Here is a 24,994-nt window from a genome sequence, read left to right on the forward strand (position 1 = left end):
GCCAGGCGGGCCGTTCGACGTGCGGCGGAACGAGGCCGAGCCTTGGCCTCCGACAGGCGCTTTCGGCTCAGAGGGTGACGCCCCGCTTCCAGAGTGCGATCTCGCGCTCGCCGTTCTCCTCGGCGCGGGTTGGACGGCCCGAGGCGGTGGCCAGCACCAGGTCCATCAGGGCGTCGGCGGCCGTGTCCATGGATTCGCCCGAAGCGATGCGGCCGGCGTCGAAGTCGATCCAGCGCTGCTTGCGCTGGGCCAGGCTGGAGTTGGTGGCGAGCTTGAGGGTCGGCGCGGGGAAGCCGAGGGGCGTGCCCCGGCCGGTGGTGAAGAGGATGACCGTCGCGCCGGCGGCCGTGAGCGCTGTGGACGAGACCGCGTCGTTGCCGGGGGCCTCCAGCAGAGCCACGCCCGGCGTGCCGCGGATCTGCCCGCCGTAGTGGACCACCTCGGTCACCGGGGCGCGGCCGGCCTTCTGCACCGCGCCAAGGGACTTCTCCTCCAGCGTCGTGATGCCGCCGGCGATGTTGCCGGGCGAGGGGTTCTCCGACACCGGCTCGCCGTGGGTGATGAAGTAACCCTTGAAGTCGTTGACCACGCCGACGATGCCCTCGTAGACCGCCTCGCTCTCGGCGCGGGTCATGAGCAGGCGCTCGGCGCCGAAGATCTCCGGGATCTCGGTCAGGATGGCCGAGCCACCGGCGGCGCAGACCTTGTCGGCGATGCGGCCCACCAGCGGGTTGGCGGTCAGCCCCGAGAAGCCGTCCGAGCCGCCGCACTTGAGGCCGATCACCAGGTCGGAGACGGGGCAGGGCTCGCGGCGGTCCTGCTCGACGATCCTCACCAGCTCCTCGACGGCCTCGAGGCCCGCCTCGATCTCGTCCTCGGCCGTCTGGGCGGTGAAGGACCGCAGGCGATCGCGATCGATGTGCGCGGCGCTCTCGAGGAGCGGGCCGAGCTGGTTGTTCTCGCAGCCCAGGCCGATGATCAATACTCCGCCCGCGTTCGGGTGGCCGGCCAGGGCAACGGTCATCCGGCGGGTGGCCTCGAGGTCGCCCCCCAGCTGGGAGCAGCCGAAGGGGTGGGTGAGGGCATAGACCCCGTCCACCCGGCCCTTGAAGCGTTTGTCCGCCTCGGCGGCCACCTTCTGGGCAGTGCGCGAGACGCAGCCCACCGTCGAGAGGATCCAGATCTCGTTGCGGGTGCCCACCCGCCCGTTCTTCCGCCGGTAGCCCATGAAGGTGCGGTCTTCGGTGGCGGGGAGGGGCTCAGGGTTCGTGGGCTCGTAGGCGTAGGTGTCGAGGCCGGAGAGCGCGGTGGCCAGGTTGTGCGTGTGCACGTGATCGCCCGGCTGGATCTCCACTGTCGCCCGCCCGATTGGCCAGCCGTACTTCCGCACCAGCTCGCCAGCGGCCATCGCGCGCAGCGCCACCTTGTGCCCGGCCGGGATGTCGGCGCGGGCGGTGATCGCGTGGGCCACCGAATCGCCGGCGGCCAGGCCGCGCACGGCGACGGCCACATCATCTCGAGGATCGATCTGCAACAGGGATGCTGCCAAGCTCATTTCATTCTCCCTCCGCGAAGCAGTCAGTCACCAATCGTATTCGCGCCGCTCAGGAGCGGTACGCCGAAGTTCGGCGTTCCGTCTGCATTCCATTCCAGCCGCTGGACGCGCGTGTGACGGTTCGGGTCGTAGAGCGGGTCCCCCGTGATCTTCTCGTAGTTCCGCGCGTGGTACACGAGCACGTCGATCGATCCGTCCGCCGAGGTCGTGAACGAGTTGTGGCCCGGGCCATACAGCCCGTTTGCGCTGACGAACACTGGATCCTCGTTCTTCGTCCACGAGCTCGGGCTCAGCAGGTCGTCCGTCGCGCTCGCCGTGAGCAGGCCGAGGCAGTAGCGGTCGTCCGTCGCGCTCGCCGAGTAGCTGATGAAGACCCGCCCATTCCGCTCGAGCACGGCAGCACCTTCGTTGACCGCGAACCCCGCCGTCTCCCAGGCGTGCTCGGGTCTGGCGATCCGCACGCTGGGCCTGGCCAGCGTCCACGGGTTCACCATGGCCGCGATGAACAAGCTGCTGTTGTCGCCCGCGACGCTCGGGTCCTCCTGCGCCCACACGAGATAGCGCTTGCCGTCGTGCTCGAACGTCGTGGCGTCGAGCGCGAAGGTGTCCGAGTCCGTCACGATCTGCCCTCGCTCGATCCACGTGCCATCCATCGGGTTGGCCGATGAGCTCTCGAGCGCGTACATGCGAATGGCCCAGATGTCGGTCGAGCTTCCGGCGGCGAAGTAGATGTACCACTTGCCGTCGATGAAATGTAGCTCGGGCGCCCAGATGTGCGCCGCCATGGGGCCGGTCGCGTGCTTCGTCCAGACGACCTTCGGGGTCGCGCTGGCCAGGCCTCGTATCGTGGTCGCGCGCCTGATCTCGATGTGATCGTACGTCGGCACGCTCGCGGTGAAGTAGTAGTAACCGTCCGTATGCCGCTTGATGTGGGGATCGGCGCGCTGCGAGATCAGATAGCCGAGCGGTTCGAGCGCGAACGACGCCTCCGCGTTCTCGACCGCCGTGCCGTCGAGCACGTGCGCATGGATCTGGTAGTTCAGGTGCCGGAGATAACGTGTCGCGTCCGAGTACCACTGCAGCGAGACCATCGTCGGATCCCCGTTCAGGGCGGGCACGATCCGGAACGTGGCGTCCCTCCGGAACGCGGTGGACTCCGTGAACACGTCGATCCACAGAAGGTGACTCCTCTCTTCGGGCGGGGTCTCCCAGAGCCCGCTGGCCCGGTTGGACGTCTCATCCTGCAGCGGGTACCGGGTCGAGTTCATGCTGTCGACGTGCAGGTAGCGACCGCCGAAACCCACAGGCTCGAACGACACCAGCGTCGGATCATCCGGGTTCGCCAGGCCGGGCACCACTCTCCACTGGAAGTCGGCAGGAAGCTGGTTGTTCGCCCTGTCGTCGAGGTCGGTGATCATCGCGTGATAGTAGGAGTGCGCGACGTAGAGCGGGGCGTCCTCCTTGTGCGTCGTGCGAAGCTGGTAACCCCCTCCGGCGTCGTCGTCGAGATTGGAGAGCTCGAGGACAGCGGGGGCGGCGAGGGCCGCATACTCCGGGTCCTCGCTGGCCGGTGCGTCGAAGACGACGCGTACGGGCTGAGCTCCGTCGGCCTGCCAGTCATCGACGCTGCTCAAGGTCACGGTCTGCGCCGTGCTCCAGTTCGCCTCCGTGAACGTCAGGTCCGCATGGCTCAGCGTCGCCTCGGTCGTGTCGCTGACGCCGAGCGCGATCGTCACGGGCGCGCTCGGCTGCGATGCGAGGAGCACGGTGAACGTCACGGGCGCGCCGCGCTCGGCGAGGGGCCCCGACGGGTCGCTGACGACGATCGCTGCCGTCCCTGGAGCGTCGTCGTCCGTGTTCGTGATGTCAGCGGACTCCGCGACGAGGCCGTCGCACGCTGGGTCTGCAGAGACCGAGGGCCCGAGGCGGACGCGGAAGATCTGATCCCCGTCGCTCTCCGCATCGTCCACCCCCGTGACCGTGATCTCCCGAGGGACGCTCCAATCCTCCACCGTGAAGGAGAGGGTCGCCGGTGAGACGGAGCCTTCGGTCGCATCCGAGCTTGAGACCGGCACCGTGATCGGCGCGCTCGGCGCGCCGTCGAGCGCCACGCTCACGGTCACCCGCCCGCCGGACTCCGAGGTGCTGAGCGCTGTGCCCGCCGTCATGATCCGCAATGAACGGGTCGACGCGTCCGGCGCATCGGTCGAGGGCCCCTCCGAGCAACCGACGACCACGAGCAGCGCGGCGAAGGCGAAGGCTGCCGCCGTGAGCGCGACGCGCGGCGCAGAGAGGGAAGTGCACTCTGGATGGGAAGATCTCGGTGCGCGCATGATAAGGGGAAACTCCACCCGTCCGTGGGTCCGGTAGGATGCTCAGTAGTGGGCGATGATCGCGTCGAGCTCCGCCTGCGTGACCCGGACCGCGTTCGCGTGGCGCACGCCGGACGGAAAGCGGTACTGCGCGCTCGGGAGCTCCGTCCAGGAGCCAGGATCCGCGTCGAGATCCGTCGTGCTCCAGCACCCGAACACACCGCCGTTCAGGTAGTAGTCGGCGAACAGGTACCATCGATCCTCCCGCGGATCCTTGATGACGAACGGCCCCTCCGTCGCTCGTCTGCTGCCCTGGGTCGACCCGCGCGTGATGTAGTCCGGACTCCATCGCGTGAACGTCTCCGGATCGAGCGCGAGCGTCGGGGAGCGCGCGATCTGGATGTCCTTGCCCGATCCGGTGAGCGCGCTCCCGCTGCTGTCCGTCTCGTCCTTGAAGAAGAGGTAGTTGCGGTCATTCCATTGCGTGATCGTCGCGTCGATGACGCTGTAACCCGGATCGAAGAGCACGTCGGGTGTCGGGTTGACGATGGTGACGAAGTCCTCGGTGTAGCTGACGTAGATGCGGTTCGCGCCCGTGGTGTCGTTCCCGGACCAGATGATCGCATAGAGCTCGCGATCGGGGTCGTAGTAAGCCTCCGGGGCCCACGCGTGCATCGGGGTGTTCCCGGGGCCCGGGAGGTTCGTGAGCGTGATCAACCGGGGATTCGTGAAGGTGATGAGATCGGTCGAGTCCGCCACGAAGATCTTGGAGCTCGGATGGTTCCAGTAGTTCGCGTCGTTCTCCGAGAGCGTCCAGTCCGTGGCGATATAGATGTACGTTCCATCGTTCTTGCGGAACAGGAACGGATCGCGGATGTGATTCGTGCCCATCCCGGTGAGCTGGTACGCAGGCTGTCCATTGGCGAGGGTCGACCAGCGAAGCCCGTCGGTGCTGTAGGCGAGGTGCAGCGAATCGCTCGCCACGTTTTGATTCGGCCCGAAGTAGCTCAGCACCCAGGCACCCGGGGAGCAGCTGGTTGCGTTCATCGTGGCCGTGTGCTCGCCGTTCGTGCACTTGACGCAGCTGCGGTCCGTGGTGCTGCTTCCCTTCGTGCCGACGAGCTCTCCTGGCACGCAGTCGGTCCACGCGACGCACGTCGTTATGGGATCGGCGTCGTCGTCCCAGGTGCCGTCCGCGCAATCGACAGGCGCGGCGGTCCCGCCAGCGCAGTACGTGCCCGGCGGGCAGGCGTCACACTGCGCGGGCGTGGTGCTCGTCCCCGGCGCGGTCTGCCTCGTCCCAGGCGCGCAGGGCGTGTGCATCCCGCAGCTCGGCGCGTTCATCGTGTCGCTGAAGGTGTCCTCCGGGCACGCCGTGCACCGCCGGTCCGCCGCAGGCGAGCCCTCGGCGCTCGCGAAGGTGCCCGCGGTGCAGTCTGTCCATGCGACGCAGCTCGTCGCGCTGTCGCCATCGTGATCCCAGGTGCCCTCGGAGCACGCGGGGGGCTCGGCATCGGGTCCTGCGTCGCCGCCGGTCGTCGTCGCCGGGTCGCTGCACCCGGAGGTCCACAAGAGCGCCACGAGGAATCGTGCGCTCGATCTGCTTCCCAAACGTGCCATCTCGCTCCTCTGTCTCCCGCGTGGTTGCTGCGCCGTTGGACGCCGGCGCCCGCCCGGTCCGATGTCCGGAGCTCGGGATCACATCCTGGTCCACTGCCGGTTCAGCTGGCCGTCACGGGCTTTCGTGCGACGATGTCGGACCGCGGAGAGCCCACCCCTGTTGCGCGGCGCAGTGAATCACGCGCCTTTGTCCGCGATGACCGAGCGAGCGGAGCCGTACCGGGATCGATCCCGAGGACGGGCGCCCTGCGCGCCCGACGGCCTGTCCTGAACAAGGCGAAGGGGATGGTTCGCGAGCGATTGTGAGCGCTCACATCATCGGCGTCAACCGAAATGGCCCGGCGACGAGCTCACGGCCGCCGCTCCAGAGGTGCCCCGCCAGCCTCTTCTCCCTCGGGCCGGAGGACACCTCGGGCCGGTCGATTGGAATTGACGCTGCATATGTGAACGCTCACAATCGGCCCGATCGGTATCCTGTTGCTTCGCCATGGATGGGTCGTGTTGTCGCACCCTTGCTTGGTCCGAGAGAGCAAATTCACCCTCAGGAGAGAACTCCATCATGAGCCGAAATTGGACTGCCGGGGGCGCCTTGCTGGCAGCCATGCTGGGGTCGGTACCCTCCGCGGGAGCGGCGACGTTGCAGCAGGTCAACGGCTGGGGGGTGAGCGGTCTGCCTGGTGACGTGAGCATGTACGTCTATGCCCCGGACCGCGTGGCGCCGAATCCTCCGATTCTGACTCTGGTGCACTACTGCGGCGGGACCGCCAGTGCAGTGTTTGGTCAGGCGCGGGGCGGGGGCATCGTCGACGCGGCGGACGAACATGGCTTCATCATGGTCGTCCCCAGCAGCGGAAGATGCTGGGACGTCGTCTCGAACAAGACGCGCACGCGCGAAGGCGGTGGCGACAGTCACGCCATCAGGCAGATGGTGAAGTACGCGCTCGACACGTACGGAGGCAACGCGGATCGCGTCTATGCGACGGGAGATTCGTCCGGCGGCATGATGACCGAGCTCCTGCTCGCCCTCTACCCGGACGTCTTCAAAGCAGGCGCCGCGTTCGCGGGCATGCCGGCCGGGTGCCGCGCAGCCAACGAATCAGGCAACAGCGGCGGATATAGCGGAGCGTGCGCGGGCGGCTCGGTGACCCACAACGCGCAAGAATGGGGGGACATCGCCCGTACGCTGGCCCCGGGGTATGCGGGACATCGCCCGCGGCTGCAGCTCTTCCACGGCGACGCGGACACCATCATCAGGTACCCGAACCACACGGAGGCCATCAAGCAATGGACCAATGTTCTGGGCGTGGGCGCGAGCCCGACGTCGACCGATACGGGAGTCCGGCTCGGTAATCACGATGCGACGCGGCAACGCTGGGAGAATGAGTGCGGCTACGTGGTCCTCGACGCGTTCACCTCGATTGGCGGTGATCACGGCCCATCCGACGCGTTGTTCCCCGCTGAGTATGTCATCCCCTTTCTGGGTCTCGACAAGACCGGGCCGGTCGATCCCGAGATAGAGGCGTGCAGCGGTGGGGCGGGTGGAAGCGGCGGCGCGGGCGGAAGCGGCGGCGCGGGCGGAACCGGCGGAGAGGGTGGGGGTGGCGGACAGGGGCAGGGCGGCATGGGCGGCGGGACCGCTGGGAGCACGGGGTCGAGCGGCACCGCAGGCGGAAGCGGCACCGCAGGCGGAAGCGGCGGGAGCAGTGGAACGGGTGGCGCCGTCACGGCTGGTGGCCCGGCCGGCAGCGCTGATCCTGGATCGTGCGCGGTCGGCAGGGCCGATTCAGGGGAGTCCGTCGGGACTTCCCTGGTTGCTCTGGCAGTTGCACTTTCGACCTTGATGCGTCGTCGTCGGAGGACAATGGCAGCCCGGTGACCTGCACGCGCTGGCAGCCGGGCCAGCCGGACAACCCGCGAACCAGCGCTGGGTGAAGATGGTCGCCGACGGCAGCGCCGCTGCTGTAGCGCCCACGGCGGGGCGGCACGTCAGCGCACCCGCAGCTGGGCCGCCGATTCACCGAGCTTCTCGCCCTGCGCATCGACCACATGCAGCTTGTACGTTCCGGCGCTGGCCGGCACGGCGATGGACGTAGCGTCCCCCGCCGCTTTCGTCATCGTCGCGCCCTCCGTGAACGTGCCGGTGCCGGCCGGCGCGAGCCAGACGGCGTTGGCCGCCGCGCCGGTGCTCCTGATCTTGATTGTCGTGGTGCCGGATGCCACCGAGGCGCTCGCCGGGAACACGTAGTCTTGAACCGCGAGCAGGCTGCTGGGGATGATGCCCCGGTGCTCTTCCTGGATGCCGGAGCTCAGGCAGATTTCGTACTGGGCCGCCGGCCACATGTTGTCCGGAACCGCGACCGGCGGGTCGATCCTGCTATCGGGCGGGTTGATGCCCATCTTGTTCACGGTGGCGTACGTCCTCAGGATGGTGAGGTGGTGCTTGGCCCCGAAATCCTCGCAGTTGATCGTGTATTTTACGCCGGGGTCGATGTCGAGCACGTTGTCGTTCTGCGTGATGTGCGCGCTGCCCTCGTCGTTGTGCAGGCCGTACGTGGGGCCGCTCGTCGCGGGCGGAATGCCCTTGACGTAGTTCTCGTTGATGGTCGTGCCCGGCATCTGACCCAGCGTGTAGACCGCGCCGCTGTCGTGTAGCCTGCTCAAGGTGTCGATGAAGCGATTGCTGTTGATCGCGTTGTCTTTGCAGGTGGTCGAGTCGGGGAAGTTCCGCCAGCCCCAGCCCAGGTTGATGCCGTTGTAGGCCGTCTTCTGGATGTGGTTGTGGGTTATCTTCAGGCCATCGACGAAGAACGCGGTGATGCCCGAATGGCCACCGAAACCCGGCAGTGAGCTCACGTCGTACAGCAGGTTGTTGCTGATGGTGTCGTTCTTACAGATGCCTTCGACACCCGAGCCGAACTTGTGGTGCGGGCCGGAGTCGCCCGCGTACAGGTGCTGCGGGTGGCCGACCGTGATGCCGCTGCCGGCGATGTCGGTGATGTAGTTGCCGACGATGCTGGAATTCACGACGTCGTTGATGAAGGAAATGCCCTCGTTGCCGCTGTGCTTCACCACGTTGCCGATGAAGTCGATCGAGTCGGCGTTGTTGACCGTGATCATCCCGGGCAGCGTGTCGATGATCTCGTATTTGCTGTTGTGCCAGTTGCCGTCGCCGTAAGCGACGTAGATGGTGGCGCCCTGCACCGTCGCTTTGCCGCGCGACCCGTCGACGCTGTACAGGTTGTAGTCGGTGTTGGCGAAGGTGATGCCCTGGAAGGTGAGGTTCTTGACGCGGCTGGCGCTGGAGGCGCCGACGATGTCGATCAGCTTTTCTGCGATCGGCGCCTGCACGTCGGCTTGAGCCATGTCTTCGCCCTGCCGCGGGTAGTAGAAGAGGGTCCCGGTCGTCTTGTCGAAATAGAACTGACCGGGTGAATCCAAGAACTCACGCGCGTTGTAGATCGTGTGGGAGCCAGAGACACTGAAGCCCGAGTTCCAGCCGGGGGTCTGCGCAATGGTACCGTAGGGCTGTTGAAAGAGCAGCGCGCGCAAGTTGTCTGGCGTGGTGGTGACATCACGAACGCAGACGATGTTCTCGTTCCACGTGGTGCCGTTCACGATCTCGAGGTCGTCTTTGTTGCTGGCGATGGCAGGTACCGCGTTGAGGTCGTACTTGGCGCCGTCACTGCCGCTGCCGGTCGCCCAAGCCCAGCTGTGCTGCCCGGCCGTCACGCTGTACGTCCCGACCCCTCCGCGCGACGTGACCCGCTTGCTCGTCATCAGGGCACGAGCATCGTTCACGTACAGGTTGCGCAGCTTCGTCGTTCGGTCCAGCTTGGCCTTGTAGATGTTGCCTGCGTCCGGCGTCCATCCGGTCACCTTCGTCGCGCCGTTCAAAACGGGCTTTTCCCCGGGGTAGGCCTGATAGTGGATGCGATGGCCATTCGTGCCCGAGTCCGACGGCGCGAAGGCGATGGCGTCGGTGAGGCTGTACGTGCCAGCTCGGAGGTAAACGTAGATGTCGCCGGTCATGTTGGCGTTGACGGTGCGGACGGCGTCGCGCGCCTTGGTGACCGTCTTGAACGGCGCGCTGGCCGTGCCTGGATTGTCGTCGCTACCGGAAGGCGACACGTAGTACGCCGCTTGCCGCGTCCCGGTCTCGTCTGGAACCTCGCCGCCGCCGCCGCCGCCGCCGCCCGTCCCGCCACCGGCCATCGCGCCGGCGCTGCCGCCGCCCCCGTCCGCTGCCGCTCCTCCGGCTCCTGCAGTGGCGTCGGCTCCGCCGGTTGCGCTGCCGCCAGCCGAGCTGTCGCCGCCGGCCAGGTTGGGGCTCGTCCCGTCCGATGAACAGGCAGCCAACCCAGCGAACGCCGTGAGGGATGCGGCGACCAGCAGCTTGACGTGACGAACGGTGGAATCGTGACTCTCACGCATGATTCTTGCCTCGAAGGGAAGGTGAGCCAGCCGCCCACGCGGAGCGCCGCGCCGCTTCCAGATCACGTCAGCTCAGTGAGGAACCGACCCGCAGCGATGCTGCCGCGAGCCCTGCCAGAGCCTCGCGAAGCAGCGGTACGTCGCGAAGCAGAGATGCCGAACGAGCACGCGCGCCGGCACGCTCCTCGCCCTGCATGCGCCTCACCTGGAGCCAGCGGCCCGACCGGCACGGTAAACGCGCACAAGGAGAAAGGCCCGGTGCGCATGACGCACCTATCCAGGGCAACGCCAAAGAATACCTGGTGTGGAATGTGAACGTTCACATGACTGGCGTCAATCGAAATGAACCGGCGCGCGGATGTCCTCGATCCGGAGCGGTGCGCAGCGGCGGTCGGCCGAGGCGCCCGCGTGAGCTGTCCCGCGAGCCCGGCTTGCGCGAGGTCGTGTTTTCCGGGGGACCTGGGCGGTGCTCGTGCACAGGACCAGCTCGGCCTCGACGGCGGTGCAGCCGTCGAGGCGCTGACCGGCTCCGAGCTCGTCGGGCGGGCCCGCGCGGCGGCGTGATGGGGGCGAGGGGTGGATCCGCCGGCTCATCCCCCGGGCAATTATGCGCCTTCCTTGCTCGGTGTGCGTGTCCGTCATCGTCGTCGACGAGGGGACACGCCGGCAGCCGTGCTCGCGCATCGTCCGCACGACGTCCTCGATGCTCGTTAACGGGCAGGGTGGCGAGCTCGTCCGACATCGGTCGTGCGCAACGCTCGAACCTGAGCTTCACCGCGTGCAGCGGAGGGCCTCGGGCGTCTTGACGAGGCACGGACCACGACGACGATCACCACGTCGAGCGCACGGAGGTGCCGCATGTCCGAGGCGGAGAGCGAGAGCGACCCCAAGCAGCAGCACGCCCCCCGACCCGCCGGCTCCGCACAGGGGAGCAGAGCGGATGAGAGCCCTCGCCTCCTGCGAACCCGACGCCACTGGGCAAGCCGCAGCAAACGCTTCCCGAGGACGGCCGCTGAGATCGGCCGGACGACTGAATACCCCCTCCGGCGATCATGACGCTGCGGCCTGCCCGGAGACCCGAGCGCCAGTGCTCCAGCGCAAGTAGCCCCGACACCGGGCAGGAGATCGCGGCATTCTCCACCTGCGCGGAGGTCGGACCTCGCCTCGAACCGCGGAGACCTACGTGATGGCCGACCCCCTCCCGCCCGACGCTTCGGGGCCGCCCCCGTCCTTGGAAATGCGCGCGCCGGAGCCGCCTCCCACCGCGGTCCTGCCGGCGGCCCCTCCGGAGCCCGCGCGGGAGCGAAGGGCGCTCGCGGCGCTGGCGATCGCCGCGGTCGCGGCCATGGTGTGGATCACCCACCCGGTGGGGATCGGCATCCTCCTCGGCACGCTCAACGCCTTCACGATGCAGCCGTTCTACGAGCGGATGCGGGCGCGCGGGCGTCGACCCGCGGTGGCGGCGGCGATCGCGGTCGGGCTGTCGTCGATCGTGATCGTCGCGGTGCTGGCCGGGATCTCGTCGCTGCTCGTGGGCCGGGGCGTGGTGCTGGCGGGGGAGCTCATCGCCGCGCTCTCCCCCGGGGCCCCGGCCCGTGAGCTCGTCGTGGAGTGGACCCGGCGCCTCGAACCGCTCGGGCTCCGCGCCGACGATCTTGCCGCCCGGCTGCGCGACGCCGCGGCCGAGCTCGCCGCCCGCGCCGCCGGCATCGCGGCGTTCGTCGCCTCGGCCAGCTTCAGCGCGCTGCTCGGCTTCTTCTTCGTGTCGATGACCACCTACTTCGTCCTTCGGCACTGGACCTCGCTCGCGCGCCGCGCGGAAGACGTGCTCCCGCTGCACCCACGCCACACCCGCGCGTTGCTCGACGAGTTCCGTGTCGTCGGCCGGACGACCCTCCTCGGCACGGTGCTCACCGGAATCGCGCAAGGGTTTCTCGCGACGATCGGTTACCTCATCACGGGGGTGCCCGAGGCGGCGTTCTTCGGCGCCGCGACGGCGGTGGCCTCGCTGGTCCCCGCGGTCGGCACGCTGCTCGTCTGGGTGCCGGCGGGCGTGTACCTGATCCTCACGCACCACATCGCCATGGGGATCGTCGAGCTCGCGTGGGGGGCGCTGGTGGTGGGGGGCGTCTCCGACTACGTGATCCGCCCGCGGCTCGTGGGCCGGGGCTCGAGCATGCCAGCGCTCTTCACGTTCGGCGCGCTGTTCGGTGGGGTGGAGACGTTCGGGCTGTTCGGGCTCTTGCTCGGGCCGCTGGTGATGGCGCTGGCGATCTCGACGCTGCGGATCTACGTGGCGGAGACGAAGGGGAGGCGCACGGAGGGCGACGCTCGGAGGTGATCGAGGTGGCGAGATCGACGCTCAATCGTCCATCCTGCTCCTGGCTGCCGTCCCGGGGCAGGTCTCGACGCCGCGCGCAAGCTTCCGGTTCACCACCGCCCCCACGAGGAGCGCTGCCGTGAACAAGTACAGGCCGATCATGGTCACGCCGATCACCGCGAGCCCCGCCAGGTAGGCGCCGCCATCTCCCGCTTTGGCGATGTAGAACGCATAGGCGAAGCCGAACAGGATCTCGAGCGCGACGGCGAGCAGCGCACCGGGAAGGATCGGCACGCCACGCCGGGCCCGGGGCGGGATGCCGACCCGGTACAGGGCACAGACGTACGCGAGGACGATCCCTGTGCTGACGCAGAAGCGGAGAAGGCGGCTCGCCAGGGTCGGGGCTTCGGTCGCCCGCAGCGGCGGGATCCACCGCCCGAGCCCACCCATCGCGCCCTGGAGCGCGGGGCCCAGGGACGCGAGGAGAGCAACCGCGACCGGCAGGACGACGCACATGCCGATGGCGAGCAGGCGCTTCTTCCACCAGGGACGCGAGATCCCGGTCCCGATCTCGAGGGAGTCGAAGATCGAGTGCACGCCGCTCGAGGCGAGCCAGATGAAGACAGCTGTGCTCGCGACGCCCGCCGAACCCTCGTTCCAGGTGGCGAGGTTGATCAGCTCGGCGCTGACGAGCTGGCGGGCCGCTGCCGGGAGCGGGCTCAACAGCTGCACGACCGCGCTCCAGTTGTTCGTCGAGAAGCGCCCGGCAAGGAGACCCGCGACAGCGGCGAGCGGCACGAGCGAGAGAAATAGCCAGAACGCCGTCTCGGCGGCGAGGCCGAGGACCCTCGTGCGATCCAGGCAGACGAGCACGTCCTTCGACCAGGCGCCGGCGCGTGAAAACCGCCGCTTCCATCCCGCCAGCTTCAAGGTGTGCAGCCGACGCATCGATGCCTCCCACCTCGGGGCTCCATGGTAGACTGTCAGTCTAACGCGTCGTGTGATCGCGCCCCGACATGGCCAGCGAAGGCGCGTCGCCGTCACGCCGCGCGCCCGCGCGTGAGGAGCTCGCGCCACCGCTGCGCGGAGACCCGCGCCGGCTCCGTCGTGTCCACGAACCCCTCGAGCACGCGCACGAATTTCTCCGGATCCTCGCAATGCGGGTAGTGCCCGACGGCGTCGAAGAGATCGAGGCGGCTGCCCGGCATCGATACGTGCGCGTCGCGGGCGTGGGCGACGGGGATCACCGGGTCGTTGGTCCCCCACACGATCAGCGTCGGCACCTCCGCCGTCAGGTACAGCCGGTCGTGCGCGCTCACGCGCTGGCCGGCGCGGTCGATCACCGAGCGCAGGGTCTGGACGAATGCGCGCCGGGCGTCCGCGTCCGCGAGCGATGAACAGGAGTTGACGAACTCGACGAGCACCGGGCCGGGGCGGCGGCCGCGCCGCTCGAGCAAGCGCACGGCGGCGCGCGCGAGGGAGCGCTCCGGGCGGAGAGCGAAGCGGAGGAGCGCGCGGGAGAGCGGCCGGCAGCCGATCGGCAGCGCCAGCCCGGCCCCGGGCAGGCTCAGCGCCCGCAGGAGCGCGTTCACCTCGATCCCGAGGCCGCCGCTGCCGACGAGGACGAGCCGCTCGCAGCACTCGGGGAACTGGTAGACCGTCTGCATGGCGACGCCGCCGCCGAACGAGTGCCCGACGAGGGTGCCGCGGTCGTGCCCGAGCGCCGCCATGAGATCGCGGATGCCGCTCGCATACGCGCCGAGCGAGTAGTCGGTCCGCGGCTTGGCGGAGGCGCCGTGGCCCAGCAGATCCGGCGCGACGACGGTGAACCGCCGGGCGAGCGCGGGCATCACGTGCCGCCACGTCGCCGAGCTCCCGGCCATGCCATGGATGAGCACCAAGAGCGGGCCCCGGCCTTCCCGGCGGAAGGCGATGTCGTGCCCGTGGATTGTGGTGTGGTGCAGCTCCATGACACGAAGCGTAATGCGATTCCGCCGGTGTCGCTCAGATCCGACCTATGCGGGTCGCGCCCGGTCGAGCGGGCGCTCGTCCCTCAGCCGGAGCCGCGTCTCTTCGCCGCCTTGTCCTCCGTGTCGAGCCGCTTCGCGTCCTCGTCGTACCGCTTCTCGTCGGCGCGGATCTCCGCCTCGGTCTGCTCGCGGATCGGCGGGCGCACTGCCTGCGGTTGGTCTTCGCCGAAGATGGCCTTGGCCGCTCCCCGACCGAGGCCGTAACCGAGCCATGCTGTGAACCACGACATGGTCAGCCCTCCTTGCTGGGCTTCTCGAGGGAGTCGTACGCGCCGCCCTCGACGGACGCCTTGACGTCGCTTCCGACGTGGTCGGCGCCCTGCTTCACCTCGTCCCACGTATCGTCGGTCGTCTCGGCGATCTCGTGGAGCTTGGCCTTCGCGACGTCGAGCGTAGCGTGCAGGGTGTCGAGGTGGGGCTTCGCCCGAGCTTGGCCGCTCGCTGATGTGGGTCGTCGGCGGCCGGCCGAATCGCGCAGCGCGACGCGGCTGCCATCGGGCTCTGCGTCACCAAGGGCGCCGCCAGGATGTCTCTTGAGCTCACCAACGCCTTCATCCCGGCGGTCATCGCTGCCCAGCACGAGAACGTGCACGTCATCTTCGTGCACGGGGACAGCGGCGACTGGCGGCCGAAGAAGGTAGGCGGACGCGGTACCCTGCCGCGCTGGCTGAGCGAGACCGTCGAGCTGTCGAGGCTGGAAGGGTAGGTACGGCGTCCTGGCGGGATTCCTGGCACGCGGGGTTACACGGCCACGTGGAGGGGCTGCACCACCGCTGCGAACACCGGGAGCGCCTCGCAGCGCGCCGCGTGCGCGGCCAGCGCCGGCCGCCTCGCGGCGTCGGTGAGGGCCGGGTGCGCCTCGGAGGCGAAGCGCAGCGCGCAGGCGACCGCGATGTCGGCGTGGCTGAAGGCGCCCAGCCAAAAGGCGTCGCCGGGCCGGGCGGCGCGCTCCCGCTCCAGCAGGTCGAGCGTCTCGCCGATCTGCGCGGTGCAGCGCTCCACCCAGACAGCGCTCCGGCGCTCGCCCGTGCGCAGCACGTGCTCGTAGAGCAGGCTCACCGCCTTGTCCGCGAGCCCCGTGGCGAGCGCGGAGACCCGCAGCCCGGCGCGGCGCGCCTCGCCCGAGCGCGGCAGGAGCGCGCGCTCCGGCCCCACCAGGTCGTCGAGGGCGTCGAGGATCGCAGCGCTCTCCACGAGCGGCTCCCCGCCGTCCGTCACGAGCACGGGGACCCGCCGGAGCGGGTTGTACTTCGCGATGGACTCCGCGTCGGCCCACACCGACCACGGGCGGTGCTCGTACGCGAGCCCGTAATGCTGGAGCGCCACGGCGACGCGGCGCACGAAGGGAGAGTCGTACTGGCCAATCAGGATCATGGAGGCTCGTTTAACCGAGCCTGCCGCGGGCGGCTACCAGACGGTGCACACCCTGGCCGGCCGCATCGAGGGCCCTGGTAATTCCATGTCGCGGCGGGCAGCTCCATCGAGGAGAGCTCCCGAGCACCGCCCGCCGGAGCTGTCCGCTACGCCCGCCCGCTGTTCTTGAGCTCCGCACGCGCGGCGCTGACCACGGACATGAACTCACGCGCGCGCTCCGTGAGGACCTCGTCCTTGCCCGCCGCGAGCGCCGCGGCGTCCACGAGCTCGCCGCCGACCCCGAGCGCCACGGCGCCGGCATCGATGAATCCCTGCGTTTCCCCACATGCTCTACTCGCCGGGTATCCCCTGGAGAGCCTGCCTGGGAGACAGGCAACCGCGGAAGAGCACGCAGCGAACCTGGAGGGCAACCTCAGGTCGCTGCTTGAACGCGCGAAGCCCGCCACGTACGCGCGCCGCCCGTGCGGCGGGTCCACATCCCGAAGGGGACCGACGGGGATCCAGCGCGGATCCTCGGCGCGATCTACGAGCAGGACTTCACTCCTCGCAGCCGATCCGCTCGTCGTCCAGCGCGACGTCGTCGATCCACGCCGTGAACCCCGGCGGCGCGCTCTGGTAGTTGTTCCACCCGACCCGGATCTCGCTGAACGCGTCCGGGATCTCCGAGCCCGAGTAGTTGCCCGGCCCGTTCGCGATGCTGATCTGGTCGAGGAGCTCGCCGTCCAGGTAGAAGTCGTAGCGCTGCGTTGGACCGTCGATGTGCCACTCGACGCAGTGCCACTGGTCCTCATAGTACCAGCTGTACGTGCTCCCCTTGCCGAACTCCGCCCCCGCGGGCTGCACGTTGTAGAGGTACTGGATGTGCGACCCGTTGCCGTCATTGTCCCAGCCGTCCTTGTCTTCCTTCACCGTGTCCACGACGCGGACCTCCTGGGCGCCCGTCGTCGGGCCGTTGCCGTACAGCGCGACGAGCGTCGAATGGACGAACGCGTCAGGCACCGGCCGCTGCACCCGGTAGCGGATCCGGCCCCAGTGCCCGCTCCCGAGCTGAGAAGCGTCGTGATAGATGCGCCGCTCCCCGTTCGCGACGGGGCCCATCTTCAGCGCGTGCTTGCCGTGCGCGGCCTGATCGTCGGCGACCGCGACCGGCTCACCATGCTTGGTCCAGCCCTGCGGAACGCCGCCCACGTCGGTGTCCTCGAAATCCTCGCAGAGGATGTACCTGCCGGACGCGCAGCCCGTCAGGGAGGTCTCGCCGCCGCCCGAGCCACCTTGCCCGCCGCCGCTCGAGCCGCCTTGCCCGCCGCCGCCCGAGCCGCCTTGCCCGCCGCCGCTCGAGCCGCCTTGCCCGCCGCCGCTCGACGAGCTGCTCGTGAGGGCCCCGCCGTCACCGCCAGCCCCGCCGCTGCCGGTCGTACCGGTGCTGGTCGCGCCACCGCTTCCGTCGCCTCCACCGGAGCTCGAGTCCGAGGAGGTTGAATTGCAGCCCACGTGGAATGCAATGAGGGCCAAGGTAAGGCTCACAGCGTGAACACGATGCATGGTGGACCTCCGGCTCTCCGAGAGCCAAGCAAGCGGACCAAACTTGATACTTTTGTCATGGGGTGATGTCAAGACCCCCTCGGCGTGCGCAGAACTCTCGATGGGAAGAGTGACACGAACGATGCTGAATCGTGCGTCTGCGATCGGTGCGAATCGCGGCCTCGCTCATCGCGTCCATCAGCCCAGGGCAGGTCCCGCAGTTGGGTCGTGAGAGCAGCGTGGACTCAATCACCACAAGCGCGGGCGCCGTGCTTTTCTCGATGAATTTGAAATTTCGCCATGCACGAGGACGCGGAGCTGTAGACAGGCCACGCCTGGTCGCCCGGCTCGGGCGCTCAGCTCTCGGGAGCACCGGTGTACGACCCGAGCGAATCGCCCCGGAGGTTCGCTTGTCGGTCAAGCCTTCAAGAACGCGTCGCAGTCTCCGCCGTAGCCCTCGCCGACGCTGCTCACCGGGACGTCCATCGCGTGGCAGAGCGTGGCGAGCAGCTTGTTGTGCGGCATGCTCCCCAGCTTGACCTTTCGCCCGGTCTTGAAGAACCCTCCGCAGCTCCCGACGAGCAGGAACGGGATGTTGTCTACGGCGTGGTAGTTCCCCTCGTTCATGTCGTTGGCGACGACGACGACGCTGTTGTCGAGCGCGCTCCCGTCCCCCTCGGAGGAGTCGGCGAGCTGCGCCACGAGCGTGGCGACCTGCTCGTAGAACCACCGATCGATCGCCGTCTTCTGGGCCGCGTTGTTCGCGCCCTCGTGGGCGATGGCGTGGTAGTCGGGGCTGCCGATGCCGAGCCACGGGAACGTGAGGCTGTTGCCCCCGCCGTCATCGATGAGATCGAGGGTGACCGTTCGGGCCAGGTCGCACTTCACGGCTGCCGCGGCCAGCTTCATCATCAGGTCGACGTGCTTCGGATAGTCGTTGATGTTATCGTAGTTGATCCCCCCCTCGCCGATCGCGGGCGGCGTGCACGCGCGCTGCGAGGCCGCCGCCTCGAGGTCCAGCTCCAGCGAGCGGATCGAGTCCAGGTGCGCCTGCACCTTCAGCCGGTCCTCCGTCCCGAGGCGCTGGCCGAAGCGCTCGAGGTCGGTCCCCACCAGATCGAGGACGCTCTGCCTGCGCTTGCGCAGCTTGTCGATCTGGGCTGCCGGCAGGCTCGCCCCTCCGAAGAGCCTGTTGAAGAGGCGGTAGGGATCCGTCTCGGCATTGTTCTTCTGATTTCGCCCCGCCCAGCTCGTCGAGAAGCCATAGGGGCGGCAGCCGAGGTTGAGCTGCGGCGAACTCACCCCCTTGCTCCTGAGATCGTCTCCGATGATCTGATCGATCGACGGCGCGATGCCGTCGCTGACCCCGGGGGCGGGGCTCACGCCGGTGAAGAGCGCGCCATAGCTGAAGTGCCCGTCGTACGTCCGGTTCGCGTCCAGCATCACCTTCAGGTCGACCCCTTGGGGGATCAGCACCTTGGACTTCCAGCTCTCGAGCGGCTCCAGGATGGTCGGGAGGCGCGCCGCGTTCAGGTCGTCGTTGCCAGGCAGCCAGTTCTGCTGGAAGATGCCGTTGGTCCAGGTCACGGCGATCATGCGCTTCGGGAACGCGCTCGGCGCCGCCGTGGCCGCGCGCTCGGCGTGCAGCAGCGGCAGCATGGCCGCCCCCACGCCCAGCGCCTGGAGCAGTGCTCGCCGTGAGAATCGCGCCTGGTTCATTGCAGCACCTCTCCTTCCATGATCGCCCGGAAGCGGAACGTACGTGAGCTCACCAGCGCCACCATCAGCTCGCGGATGTCCTGATCAGCGCCCTTGAAGGCATCCACCACCGACTCGAACGAGGCCTTGTCGTCCCCCGTCTCGCCTCGACCGAGCGCATAGCGCAGCCATTGCTTGGCGAAGCAGCTGTGGACCGCCTCGCTCGAGGCGAGCACCTGGCTGAGCCCGCGCGCGTCGGCCACGGCGTGGACCTGGCCGTCCAGCTCGACGGTGCTCGTCGCGTCGACCGGCTCTCCGTTGTCCATGGTCCGGAAGCGTCCGATGCCGTCGTAGTTCTCGAACGGGAAGCCGAGCGGATCCAGGCGCGCATGGCAGCCCTTCGCGCACGCCAGCTGGGAGTGCTCCGCGAAGCGCTCTCGCGTGGTACCTCCCTCATCTGGCCTCTTCGGCTCCGGGATGTCGTTCGGCGGCGGCGGGAGCGTCTGACACAGGATCTGGTTAAGGATGGCTTTCCCTCGCCTGACCGGGTGCGAGCCGTCGGCCGCGCCGGTCACGGTCAGGAACGCAGGCGAGGTCAAGATGCCTGACCGCTGGGCCGGGTCGAGCGACACGGGCTGCATCTCCTCGCCCTTCGGCCCGCTCACTCCATAAACCGCGGCGAGCGGCTCGTTCGCGAACGAGCTCGTCCCGGTCAGCACCTCCTCGAAGCGCCCGGTGCCATCGAGGACGACCCCGGCGACGAAGCGCCGCACCTCCTCCGACATCGCCCGCTTCAGCGCATCGTCGAACTCGGGGTAGACGTCGGCGTCCTTCGGCTTGCGAGCGACCGCCGAGAGGTCGAGCCAATCCTCGAAGAAGTCGGCCACGGCGTCGCGCGATCTCGGATCGCCTAGCATCCGGCGCGCCTCTCGGGCCACGTCCTCCGCGCTCGCCAGCCGATCCGCGGCCGCGGCGTCGAACAGCGCCTGGTCAGGCATCGTCCCCCAGAGGAAGTACGAGAGGCGGCTGGCGAGCGCATAGCCGTCCAGCTTCACCGTCTTCCCCTCGACGAGCGCTGGCTCCTGCCCGTTCTCCCAGTGGTAGAGGAACCCCCGCGACTGCAGCATCGCCTCGACGAGGAGGACGATCGCGCCGTTGAAGTCGAGCTCGATCTCCGTTCGCCCGGTCTGATAGAGGCGCATCAGCCCGTCCACCTCGTCGGCGGAGAGGGGGCGCCGGTACGCCTTCAGGCCGAACTCCGTCACGAACTGCCGGGCACACGCTTCTTCTCCGGCGCTTTGCGCGTCGCACGGCACGAGCGCGCTCAGGCGTGATGCCGCGTTCGCGGCGAGCTTCTCGGCTGCGTCGCGGAACAGCTCGGCGTTCAGCTTGTCGACCGGGCCGGGCAGATGGTAGCCGAGGACCGGATCGTCATTCTCCACGGGCACATCGTTGAGGTGCAGCGTGGTGTCTCCGAGCAGATCCCGGACGGTGTTGAGGTACTCGCGCCCGCTGAGCCGGCGGAGCACCTTGACGCCCGCCGAGGTGGGATCCGCCGGGGTCCCGTCGAAGCTCGGGTCAGGAGCCACGGAGCCGCCAGGCCGCTCCTCGGCGTCGCCTGGGCCGCCAGGCCGCTCCTCGGCGTCGCCTGGGCCGCCGAGCACCCCGGTGCATGAGGCGGCTGCGAGCGCGCAAAGGACGAGCCCTGCGCAAGTCCGTAAGATAAGTCTCATCGTGTTCATCTCCTCGTGTGAACGCATCCGCTCCGCGAGCGCACCCCTGCAACGACCCGGGCGCCTCGAGAGAGAAAGACGCAGGTTCGACGTCTCGCGACGGCAGCGTCGCGGGATGGTCAGGCGACCAGTAGGTCGGCCGTCGCAGGGAGCATGTGGCAGTAGCGGCTCGCCCCCGAAACGGCTCACCCTCCAGTCGATTCGCACTCCATGACAAATTTCTGGTTAAACGCGCGCTGCGAGGCGACACAGGAAGATCGGATATGCTGCAGCCCAGCACGCTGCGCCGCGTCACCGCCGGGTGCCTTAGGACACCGAAGCTCGGAACCGGGGATTGGCCGAGATCGGGACAGGACCGGCGGGCCCGCCGTGCCCCTCGGCGCCGCTTCTCTGTCCTGCTACGGAGAGGGCCTGACCATGAAGCGGTCGAACACGCTGTCCCCGCACCGGGTTACCACCGCGATGCCGGCTTCTGCCGCGAGGCCCCCCGGCCGCGCGACGCGCCGCCGCCTGGCCGCCGTCGCGCTGCTGGGGCTCGCGGCCTGCGAGGCAGGGCCGCTCGACGCCATCGAGCTGGCCCCCACGACGCTGACCCAGGGCATGGTCGCGCACTGGACGTTCGACGAGGGAGAGGGCACGGTCGTGCTCGATTCCTCCGGCAACATGCGCGACGGAGCGCTGACCGGAGGAACGTGGGTGCAAGACGGTCGGTTCGGCAAGGCGATGCACCTCGGCGAGGGCGAGTTCATGGCGGTCGACAGCTTCCCGAACGCCACCGCGAGCTGGAGCGTCTCGGCGTGGGTGCGCCTGACGAGCGACGAGCCCGCGCCCGAGGTCCTGGCGACCGTGGTCAGCACGGAGAACACCGGCGGATGGGAGATCAACATCGACTACGCGCAGTCGCCGCCGGGCATGCACTTCGGGTTCTGGAAAGGGCCGGAGACCAGCGATTATCAATTCCTCATCTGCTTCTGCATGGAGCCTCGCCGGTGGACGCACGCCGCCGCGGTCGTCGACGGCGAGGCGCTCACCATGTCCCTCTACCTCGACGGGCAGCTCGACCAGGCGGCGCCGATCGACGTGACGATAGCGCCCGGCTCCGACACCCTTTATGTCGGTCGATGGGGGGGCGCGAGTCGGTTCCTCTTTGCGGACGTCGATGACATCGTCATCCACAGCCGGGCGCTCGTCCCGGCAGAGGTCGCCGAGCTCTCGCAGCGCTCTCCGCCGGATCCCCGATGAGGAGCCTCGCCTGCGGCGCTCCTCTCCTCACGGATAGAGACGCGGTCGCGAGGATGCCTCCGCCTGCGACCGGGCGGGCTGCTCGCTTGCTGAATCCGATCAGCCGCAGTCTCTCACAGCCACCCCACGAAGCTGAGGCTGCCGAGCAGTGCCGGGCGCGCGCCGGACGCCACCTCGTCGTTGAGGAAGCGCACCACGGGATACGGCTCGGCGACGAGCACGTGCCCCTCGACGGAGATGTCGAGCCCCCGCACGAGCTCGATCTCGGCGCCCAGACCGGCGTCCGCCGAGAACGCCCACCGGGCGCTGTGGACGCCCCGGTACGGCCACGCTGCCTCGCCGTCGACCGACGCGTGCAGCACCCCCGCGCCGGCCGAGAGCATCGGGCGAACGCGCAGGTCGGGCCAGGGGAGGACCGCGAACTCGACGAGCGCGAGCCGCTGGGCCACCGTGGCGCTGCCCTGCGGCCCGTCGACGCGCGGGGCCGTCCCGAGCCCCGCGAGCGACAGGCGCGCCTGGAACGGCCGCAGCGGCGCGAAGCGGAGGCGCCCGACCGAGAGCAGCGCGGGGCCGACGCCGCCCGGGCTCGCGAGGAGCGCGCCCCCCAGCTCGACCCCCCACGTCGACCGGCGCGCCCCGTCCAGCGACCGCTCCGCCCACCGGGACGCGTGCCGGCGCGCGTCGCTCGCCACGGGCGGCGGGGACGCCCCCTCCGCGGAGCGCCGCGAGGCCATCAGGAGCTCGAGCAGGCTCGCCCGGAGCAGCTCGACCGCGCGCACGGCGAGCACCTCGGCCATGCGCGCGCGCGGCTCGCCGCGGATGTCGATCCGCCGCGTGAGCGTCTTGCTCGTGAGCCGGTCGACCACCCAGAGCTCGGCGGCCTGGGCGTCCGGCTCCAGCGACATCCCGATGAGCGCCGCGGAGCCGCGCTGCTGCGCGACGTCGACCTCGGCCGACCGGGGCGCCGAGGCGGCGCTCGCGTCGGCGAGCACGACGTCGAAGCCGTCGGCGACCAGCTCCCCCCGGATGCGGATCAGCGCCTCCGCGATCGACGGGTCCGCGGCGCCGGGCCGCACGAGGACCACGCGGGCAGGCTCCGCGGAGGCCACGGCGCTCGCCGCCGCCAGGAGGAGCGCGAGCGCCTGCGCGAGCGCGCGCCTCACGGCGTCCGGGCGAGGGCCCGCGCCGCCTGCGCGTAAGTGCCGCCCGGGAACCGGCGCAGGTACTCCCGCGCGACCAGCTCGGCCCGGTCATCGCCCTGGAGCCCCTGCACGAGCACCATCTTGCGCCCGAGCGCCTCGGAGGCATAGGCCCCCCCTTGCGGCGCCTCCTTCAGGTAGCTCTCGAACCAGGCGAGCGCTGCGGCCGGCCCCTCCTGTGTCTCCGCGAGCCGCCCGAGCAGGAACGCCGCCTCGGCGCCCCGGCGCGTCCCCGGGAACCGCCGCCGCTGCGCGAGGAGCGCCCTCCGCGCGACGTCGGTCCGCCGGGTGTATCGCGCCGCGTCCGCGAGGGCCGCGAGCTCCTCGCTCGTGCTCTCGGCGAGGGCGGCGTCGAGCCCGAGGCGCTGCGCCTCGTCGACGATGGCGTCGAGCTTGCCGGCCGCGAGCTTGCCGGCCCAGTCGCGCTTCGGCCCCGCCTCCGGGCCGCGCGCCGTCCCCCGCGCGGCCGCGGGCTCGCCGCGCGGCTCGGCGGCGGCCGGCGAGGCGACCGGGGCCTCCGCGCGGCCTTCGGCGGGCGGAGCGGCGGCCAGCGCGGAGGCGGAGGGAGGCGGGGCGGGCGCCGCTTCGGCACCCTGCCGCGCGTCGAGGTCCCGGAGGAGAACCTCTCCGTTGCGCACCCGGACCGTCAGCCACTGCCCTGCGCGCACCGCGATCGGCTCCGCGGAGAGCGGCCCATGGACGGCGACGGAGCCGTCCTCGAGCCGGAGGTCGAGCCGCTCGTCGTCCGGCGCCCAGGCGAGCGCGAAGGCCGTCCCGGTCACGGTCACGACGAACGGCCCCGCGTCGAACAGCCACTGCGTCTCCGACCGGTGGACCACGCGCGCGTGGACCTCGCCCTTGTCGAGCGCCACCCGGGCGCCCTGCGCGGTCACCGCCGCGATGTGCGCGCGCGCCCCCTCGGCGAGCTGCACCTCGGTGCCGTCCGAGAACCGCAACGTCGGGCGGCTCGACGCGTCCGCCTGGAGATCGCCGTCCTTCGCGACGCCCCCCTCGACTTCGTAGGACAGCCGATCTCCGTGCGCCCGCCGCTGCCACCCTCGGAACGCGAGCACGCCCGTGGCGGCGACGGCGAGCGACAGCCCTCCTGCGAGCAGCGGCGAGGACCGGAAGCCCCGGCGCGCCGCCGTCCGCTCCGTCACGCGAAGCAGCCCCCGGGTGCGCTGCTGGTGCGTCATCGCGCCGAGCGACTGGCACGAGAGCTCGACCAGGCGCGCCGCCCTCGGGCTCAGCTCCGGCTCCTTCGCCTCGTCAGGGTTCATCCCGTGCCTCTTCTCTCATGCCGTAGGCGGCGAGGGTCGTGTCGCTCTCCACCAGCGACGACACGCGCTCGGTGGCCCGGCCGAGCCGCCGCTTGACGGTGGCCAGCGAGACGCCGACCGCCTCTGCGATCTCTTGCAGGCTCATGCCCTCCATGTGCCGGAGCACGAACGCGGTCCGATCGTCCGCGCTCAGCGTGTCGAGGATCGCGTAGAGACGCCCCAGCGCCTCGCGCGCCTCGCTGTCGGCCGGCTCGACGGGGTGCTCCGGAAGATCCGCGGTGTCCGACAGCTGGAGGATGCGCCGCACGCGCCTTCGCCGGAGCTCCCACTTGAGGATTCGAACGGTCACCGAGAACACGAAGCTTCCCAGCGCGTCCGGGTCCCTCAGCCCGGATATCTTGGAGAAAACCCGCACGAACACCTCCTGGGTGATGTCCTCGGCGTCGGCGCCCGGCCCGAGTACGCGCGCCGCGATCCGGAACACCTTCGGAGCATGCTTGTTCCATACCGCTGCTGCCGCCCATGGCTCCCCTGTCACGAGCGCGCGCACCACCTCACCCTCGTCGGGACCGCCACTCTCCGGAGGAGTGATGGCAAGGCTGGCTTTACGTGCTACGGCATCGCTCCGAGGGCTCATGACTCCCGCAGCGGTCGTGCGGAGCAGTCACAGTACCGAGCC

Annotated in this window: 19 protein-coding genes; 4 read left to right on the top strand and 15 right to left on the bottom strand. The window is 69.6% G+C overall.

Translation table 11 applies throughout. The annotated features are described in order from the left end of the window. Window positions 1-67: 67 nt before the first annotated feature. Genes WME95_RS07220 through WME95_RS07230 form a run of 3 tightly spaced genes read right to left on the bottom strand, consistent with a single transcriptional unit; the run spans window position 68 to window position 5,487 of the window. Window positions 68-1,555, bottom strand: coding sequence for a UxaA family hydrolase (locus tag WME95_RS07220; RefSeq protein ID WP_437907684.1), 1,488 nt, complete (start codon window positions 1,553-1,555; stop codon window positions 68-70). Between the two features lie 23 nt (window positions 1,556-1,578). Continuing rightward, entirely contained in the window at window positions 1,579-3,888 is a 2,310-nt protein-coding gene (locus WME95_RS07225; protein WP_437907685.1) for a family 43 glycosylhydrolase, read from the bottom strand. Between the two features lie 42 nt (window positions 3,889-3,930). Further along, a complete protein-coding gene (locus WME95_RS07230) occupies window positions 3,931-5,487 on the bottom strand; it encodes a hypothetical protein (RefSeq protein WP_437907686.1) in 1,557 nt (518 codons plus the stop codon). A 559-nt stretch (window positions 5,488-6,046) separates the two neighbouring features. Between WME95_RS07230 and WME95_RS07235 the strand changes: the two genes are divergently transcribed. Beyond that, complete coding sequence (locus WME95_RS07235; RefSeq protein ID WP_437907687.1) at window positions 6,047-7,363, top strand: extracellular catalytic domain type 1 short-chain-length polyhydroxyalkanoate depolymerase; 1,317 nt, start codon at window positions 6,047-6,049, stop codon at window positions 7,361-7,363. A 110-nt stretch (window positions 7,364-7,473) separates the two neighbouring features. On the opposite strand, the gene WME95_RS07240 is transcribed toward WME95_RS07235, so the two are convergent. Then, a complete protein-coding gene (locus WME95_RS07240; protein ID WP_437907688.1) occupies window positions 7,474-9,918 on the bottom strand; it encodes a right-handed parallel beta-helix repeat-containing protein in 2,445 nt (814 codons plus the stop codon). Between the two features lie 1,186 nt (window positions 9,919-11,104). On the opposite strand from WME95_RS07240, the gene WME95_RS07245 reads away from it, so the two are divergent. Continuing rightward, window positions 11,105-12,259, top strand: a complete 1,155-nt coding sequence (locus tag WME95_RS07245; RefSeq protein ID WP_437907689.1) for an AI-2E family transporter — start codon at window positions 11,105-11,107, stop codon at window positions 12,257-12,259. Window positions 12,260-12,280: 21 nt separating this feature from the next. Here the strand turns inward: WME95_RS07245 and WME95_RS07250 are convergent, their stop codons facing one another. The 3 genes from WME95_RS07250 to WME95_RS07260 all read right to left on the bottom strand — a co-directional run bounded on the left by WME95_RS07250 (window position 12,281) and on the right by WME95_RS07260 (window position 14,498). Further along, window positions 12,281-13,186, bottom strand: a complete 906-nt coding sequence (locus tag WME95_RS07250) for a YihY/virulence factor BrkB family protein (protein ID WP_437907690.1) — start codon at window positions 13,184-13,186, stop codon at window positions 12,281-12,283. Window positions 13,187-13,278: 92 nt separating this feature from the next. Beyond that, complete coding sequence (locus WME95_RS07255; protein ID WP_437907691.1) at window positions 13,279-14,208, bottom strand: alpha/beta fold hydrolase; 930 nt, start codon at window positions 14,206-14,208, stop codon at window positions 13,279-13,281. 83 nt (window positions 14,209-14,291) lie between these two features. Then, window positions 14,292-14,498 (bottom strand): hypothetical protein, encoded by a 207-nt coding sequence (locus tag WME95_RS07260; protein ID WP_437907692.1) that lies wholly within the window; start codon window positions 14,496-14,498, stop codon window positions 14,292-14,294. Window positions 14,499-14,794: 296 nt separating this feature from the next. Here WME95_RS07260 and WME95_RS07265 point away from each other — a divergent pair, with 296 nt between their 5' ends. Next, window positions 14,795-14,974, top strand: a complete 180-nt coding sequence (locus tag WME95_RS07265) for a hypothetical protein (RefSeq protein WP_437907693.1) — start codon at window positions 14,795-14,797, stop codon at window positions 14,972-14,974. A 35-nt stretch (window positions 14,975-15,009) separates the two neighbouring features. On the opposite strand, the gene WME95_RS07270 is transcribed toward WME95_RS07265, so the two are convergent. From WME95_RS07270 to WME95_RS07290, 5 genes are all read right to left on the bottom strand, one after another. Next, entirely contained in the window at window positions 15,010-15,642 is a 633-nt protein-coding gene (locus WME95_RS07270) for a glutathione S-transferase family protein (protein ID WP_437907694.1), read from the bottom strand. Window positions 15,643-15,788: 146 nt separating this feature from the next. Then, window positions 15,789-15,932 carry a hypothetical protein gene (locus tag WME95_RS07275; RefSeq protein ID WP_437907695.1) on the bottom strand — a complete coding sequence of 48 codons (144 nt, stop codon included), beginning with the start codon at window positions 15,930-15,932 and terminating at the stop codon, window positions 15,789-15,791. A 247-nt stretch (window positions 15,933-16,179) separates the two neighbouring features. After that, window positions 16,180-17,154 (bottom strand): hypothetical protein, encoded by a 975-nt coding sequence (locus WME95_RS07280; protein ID WP_437907696.1) that lies wholly within the window; start codon window positions 17,152-17,154, stop codon window positions 16,180-16,182. Window positions 17,155-17,580: 426 nt separating this feature from the next. Further along, window positions 17,581-18,882 (bottom strand): DUF1552 domain-containing protein, encoded by a 1,302-nt coding sequence (locus WME95_RS07285; RefSeq protein WP_437716203.1) that lies wholly within the window; start codon window positions 18,880-18,882, stop codon window positions 17,581-17,583. Next, window positions 18,879-20,594 carry a DUF1592 domain-containing protein gene (locus tag WME95_RS07290; protein WP_437907697.1) on the bottom strand — a complete coding sequence of 572 codons (1,716 nt, stop codon included), beginning with the start codon at window positions 20,592-20,594 and terminating at the stop codon, window positions 18,879-18,881. Before WME95_RS07290 ends, WME95_RS07285 begins: the two co-directional genes overlap by 4 nt. Before the next feature lie 417 nt (window positions 20,595-21,011). Here WME95_RS07290 and WME95_RS07295 point away from each other — a divergent pair, with 417 nt between their 5' ends. Then, complete coding sequence (locus WME95_RS07295) at window positions 21,012-21,836, top strand: LamG domain-containing protein (RefSeq protein WP_437907698.1); 825 nt, start codon at window positions 21,012-21,014, stop codon at window positions 21,834-21,836. Between the two features lie 113 nt (window positions 21,837-21,949). Here the strand turns inward: WME95_RS07295 and WME95_RS07300 are convergent, their stop codons facing one another. From WME95_RS07300 to WME95_RS07310, 3 genes are read right to left on the bottom strand one after another with little or no spacing between them, the layout of a single operon-like run. Next, window positions 21,950-22,999: a hypothetical protein gene (locus WME95_RS07300; RefSeq protein WP_437907699.1), complete on the bottom strand. Its 1,050-nt coding sequence runs from the start codon at window positions 22,997-22,999 to the stop codon at window positions 21,950-21,952. After that, the gene (locus tag WME95_RS07305; RefSeq protein ID WP_437907700.1) at window positions 22,996-24,315 is read right to left on the bottom strand and encodes a FecR domain-containing protein; all 1,320 of its coding nucleotides are present in this window, start codon (window positions 24,313-24,315) and stop codon (window positions 22,996-22,998) included. The genes WME95_RS07300 and WME95_RS07305 overlap by 4 nt, the downstream gene beginning before the upstream one ends. Next, a complete protein-coding gene (locus WME95_RS07310; protein WP_437907701.1) occupies window positions 24,305-24,868 on the bottom strand; it encodes an RNA polymerase sigma factor in 564 nt (187 codons plus the stop codon). The genes WME95_RS07305 and WME95_RS07310 overlap by 11 nt, the downstream gene beginning before the upstream one ends. Between the last annotated feature and the right edge of the window lie 126 nt (window positions 24,869-24,994).

This window comes from Sorangium sp. So ce327, assembly GCF_051530205.1.
In the GTDB taxonomy this organism is placed as follows: domain Bacteria; phylum Myxococcota_A; class Polyangia; order Polyangiales; family Polyangiaceae; genus Sorangium; species Sorangium cellulosum_B.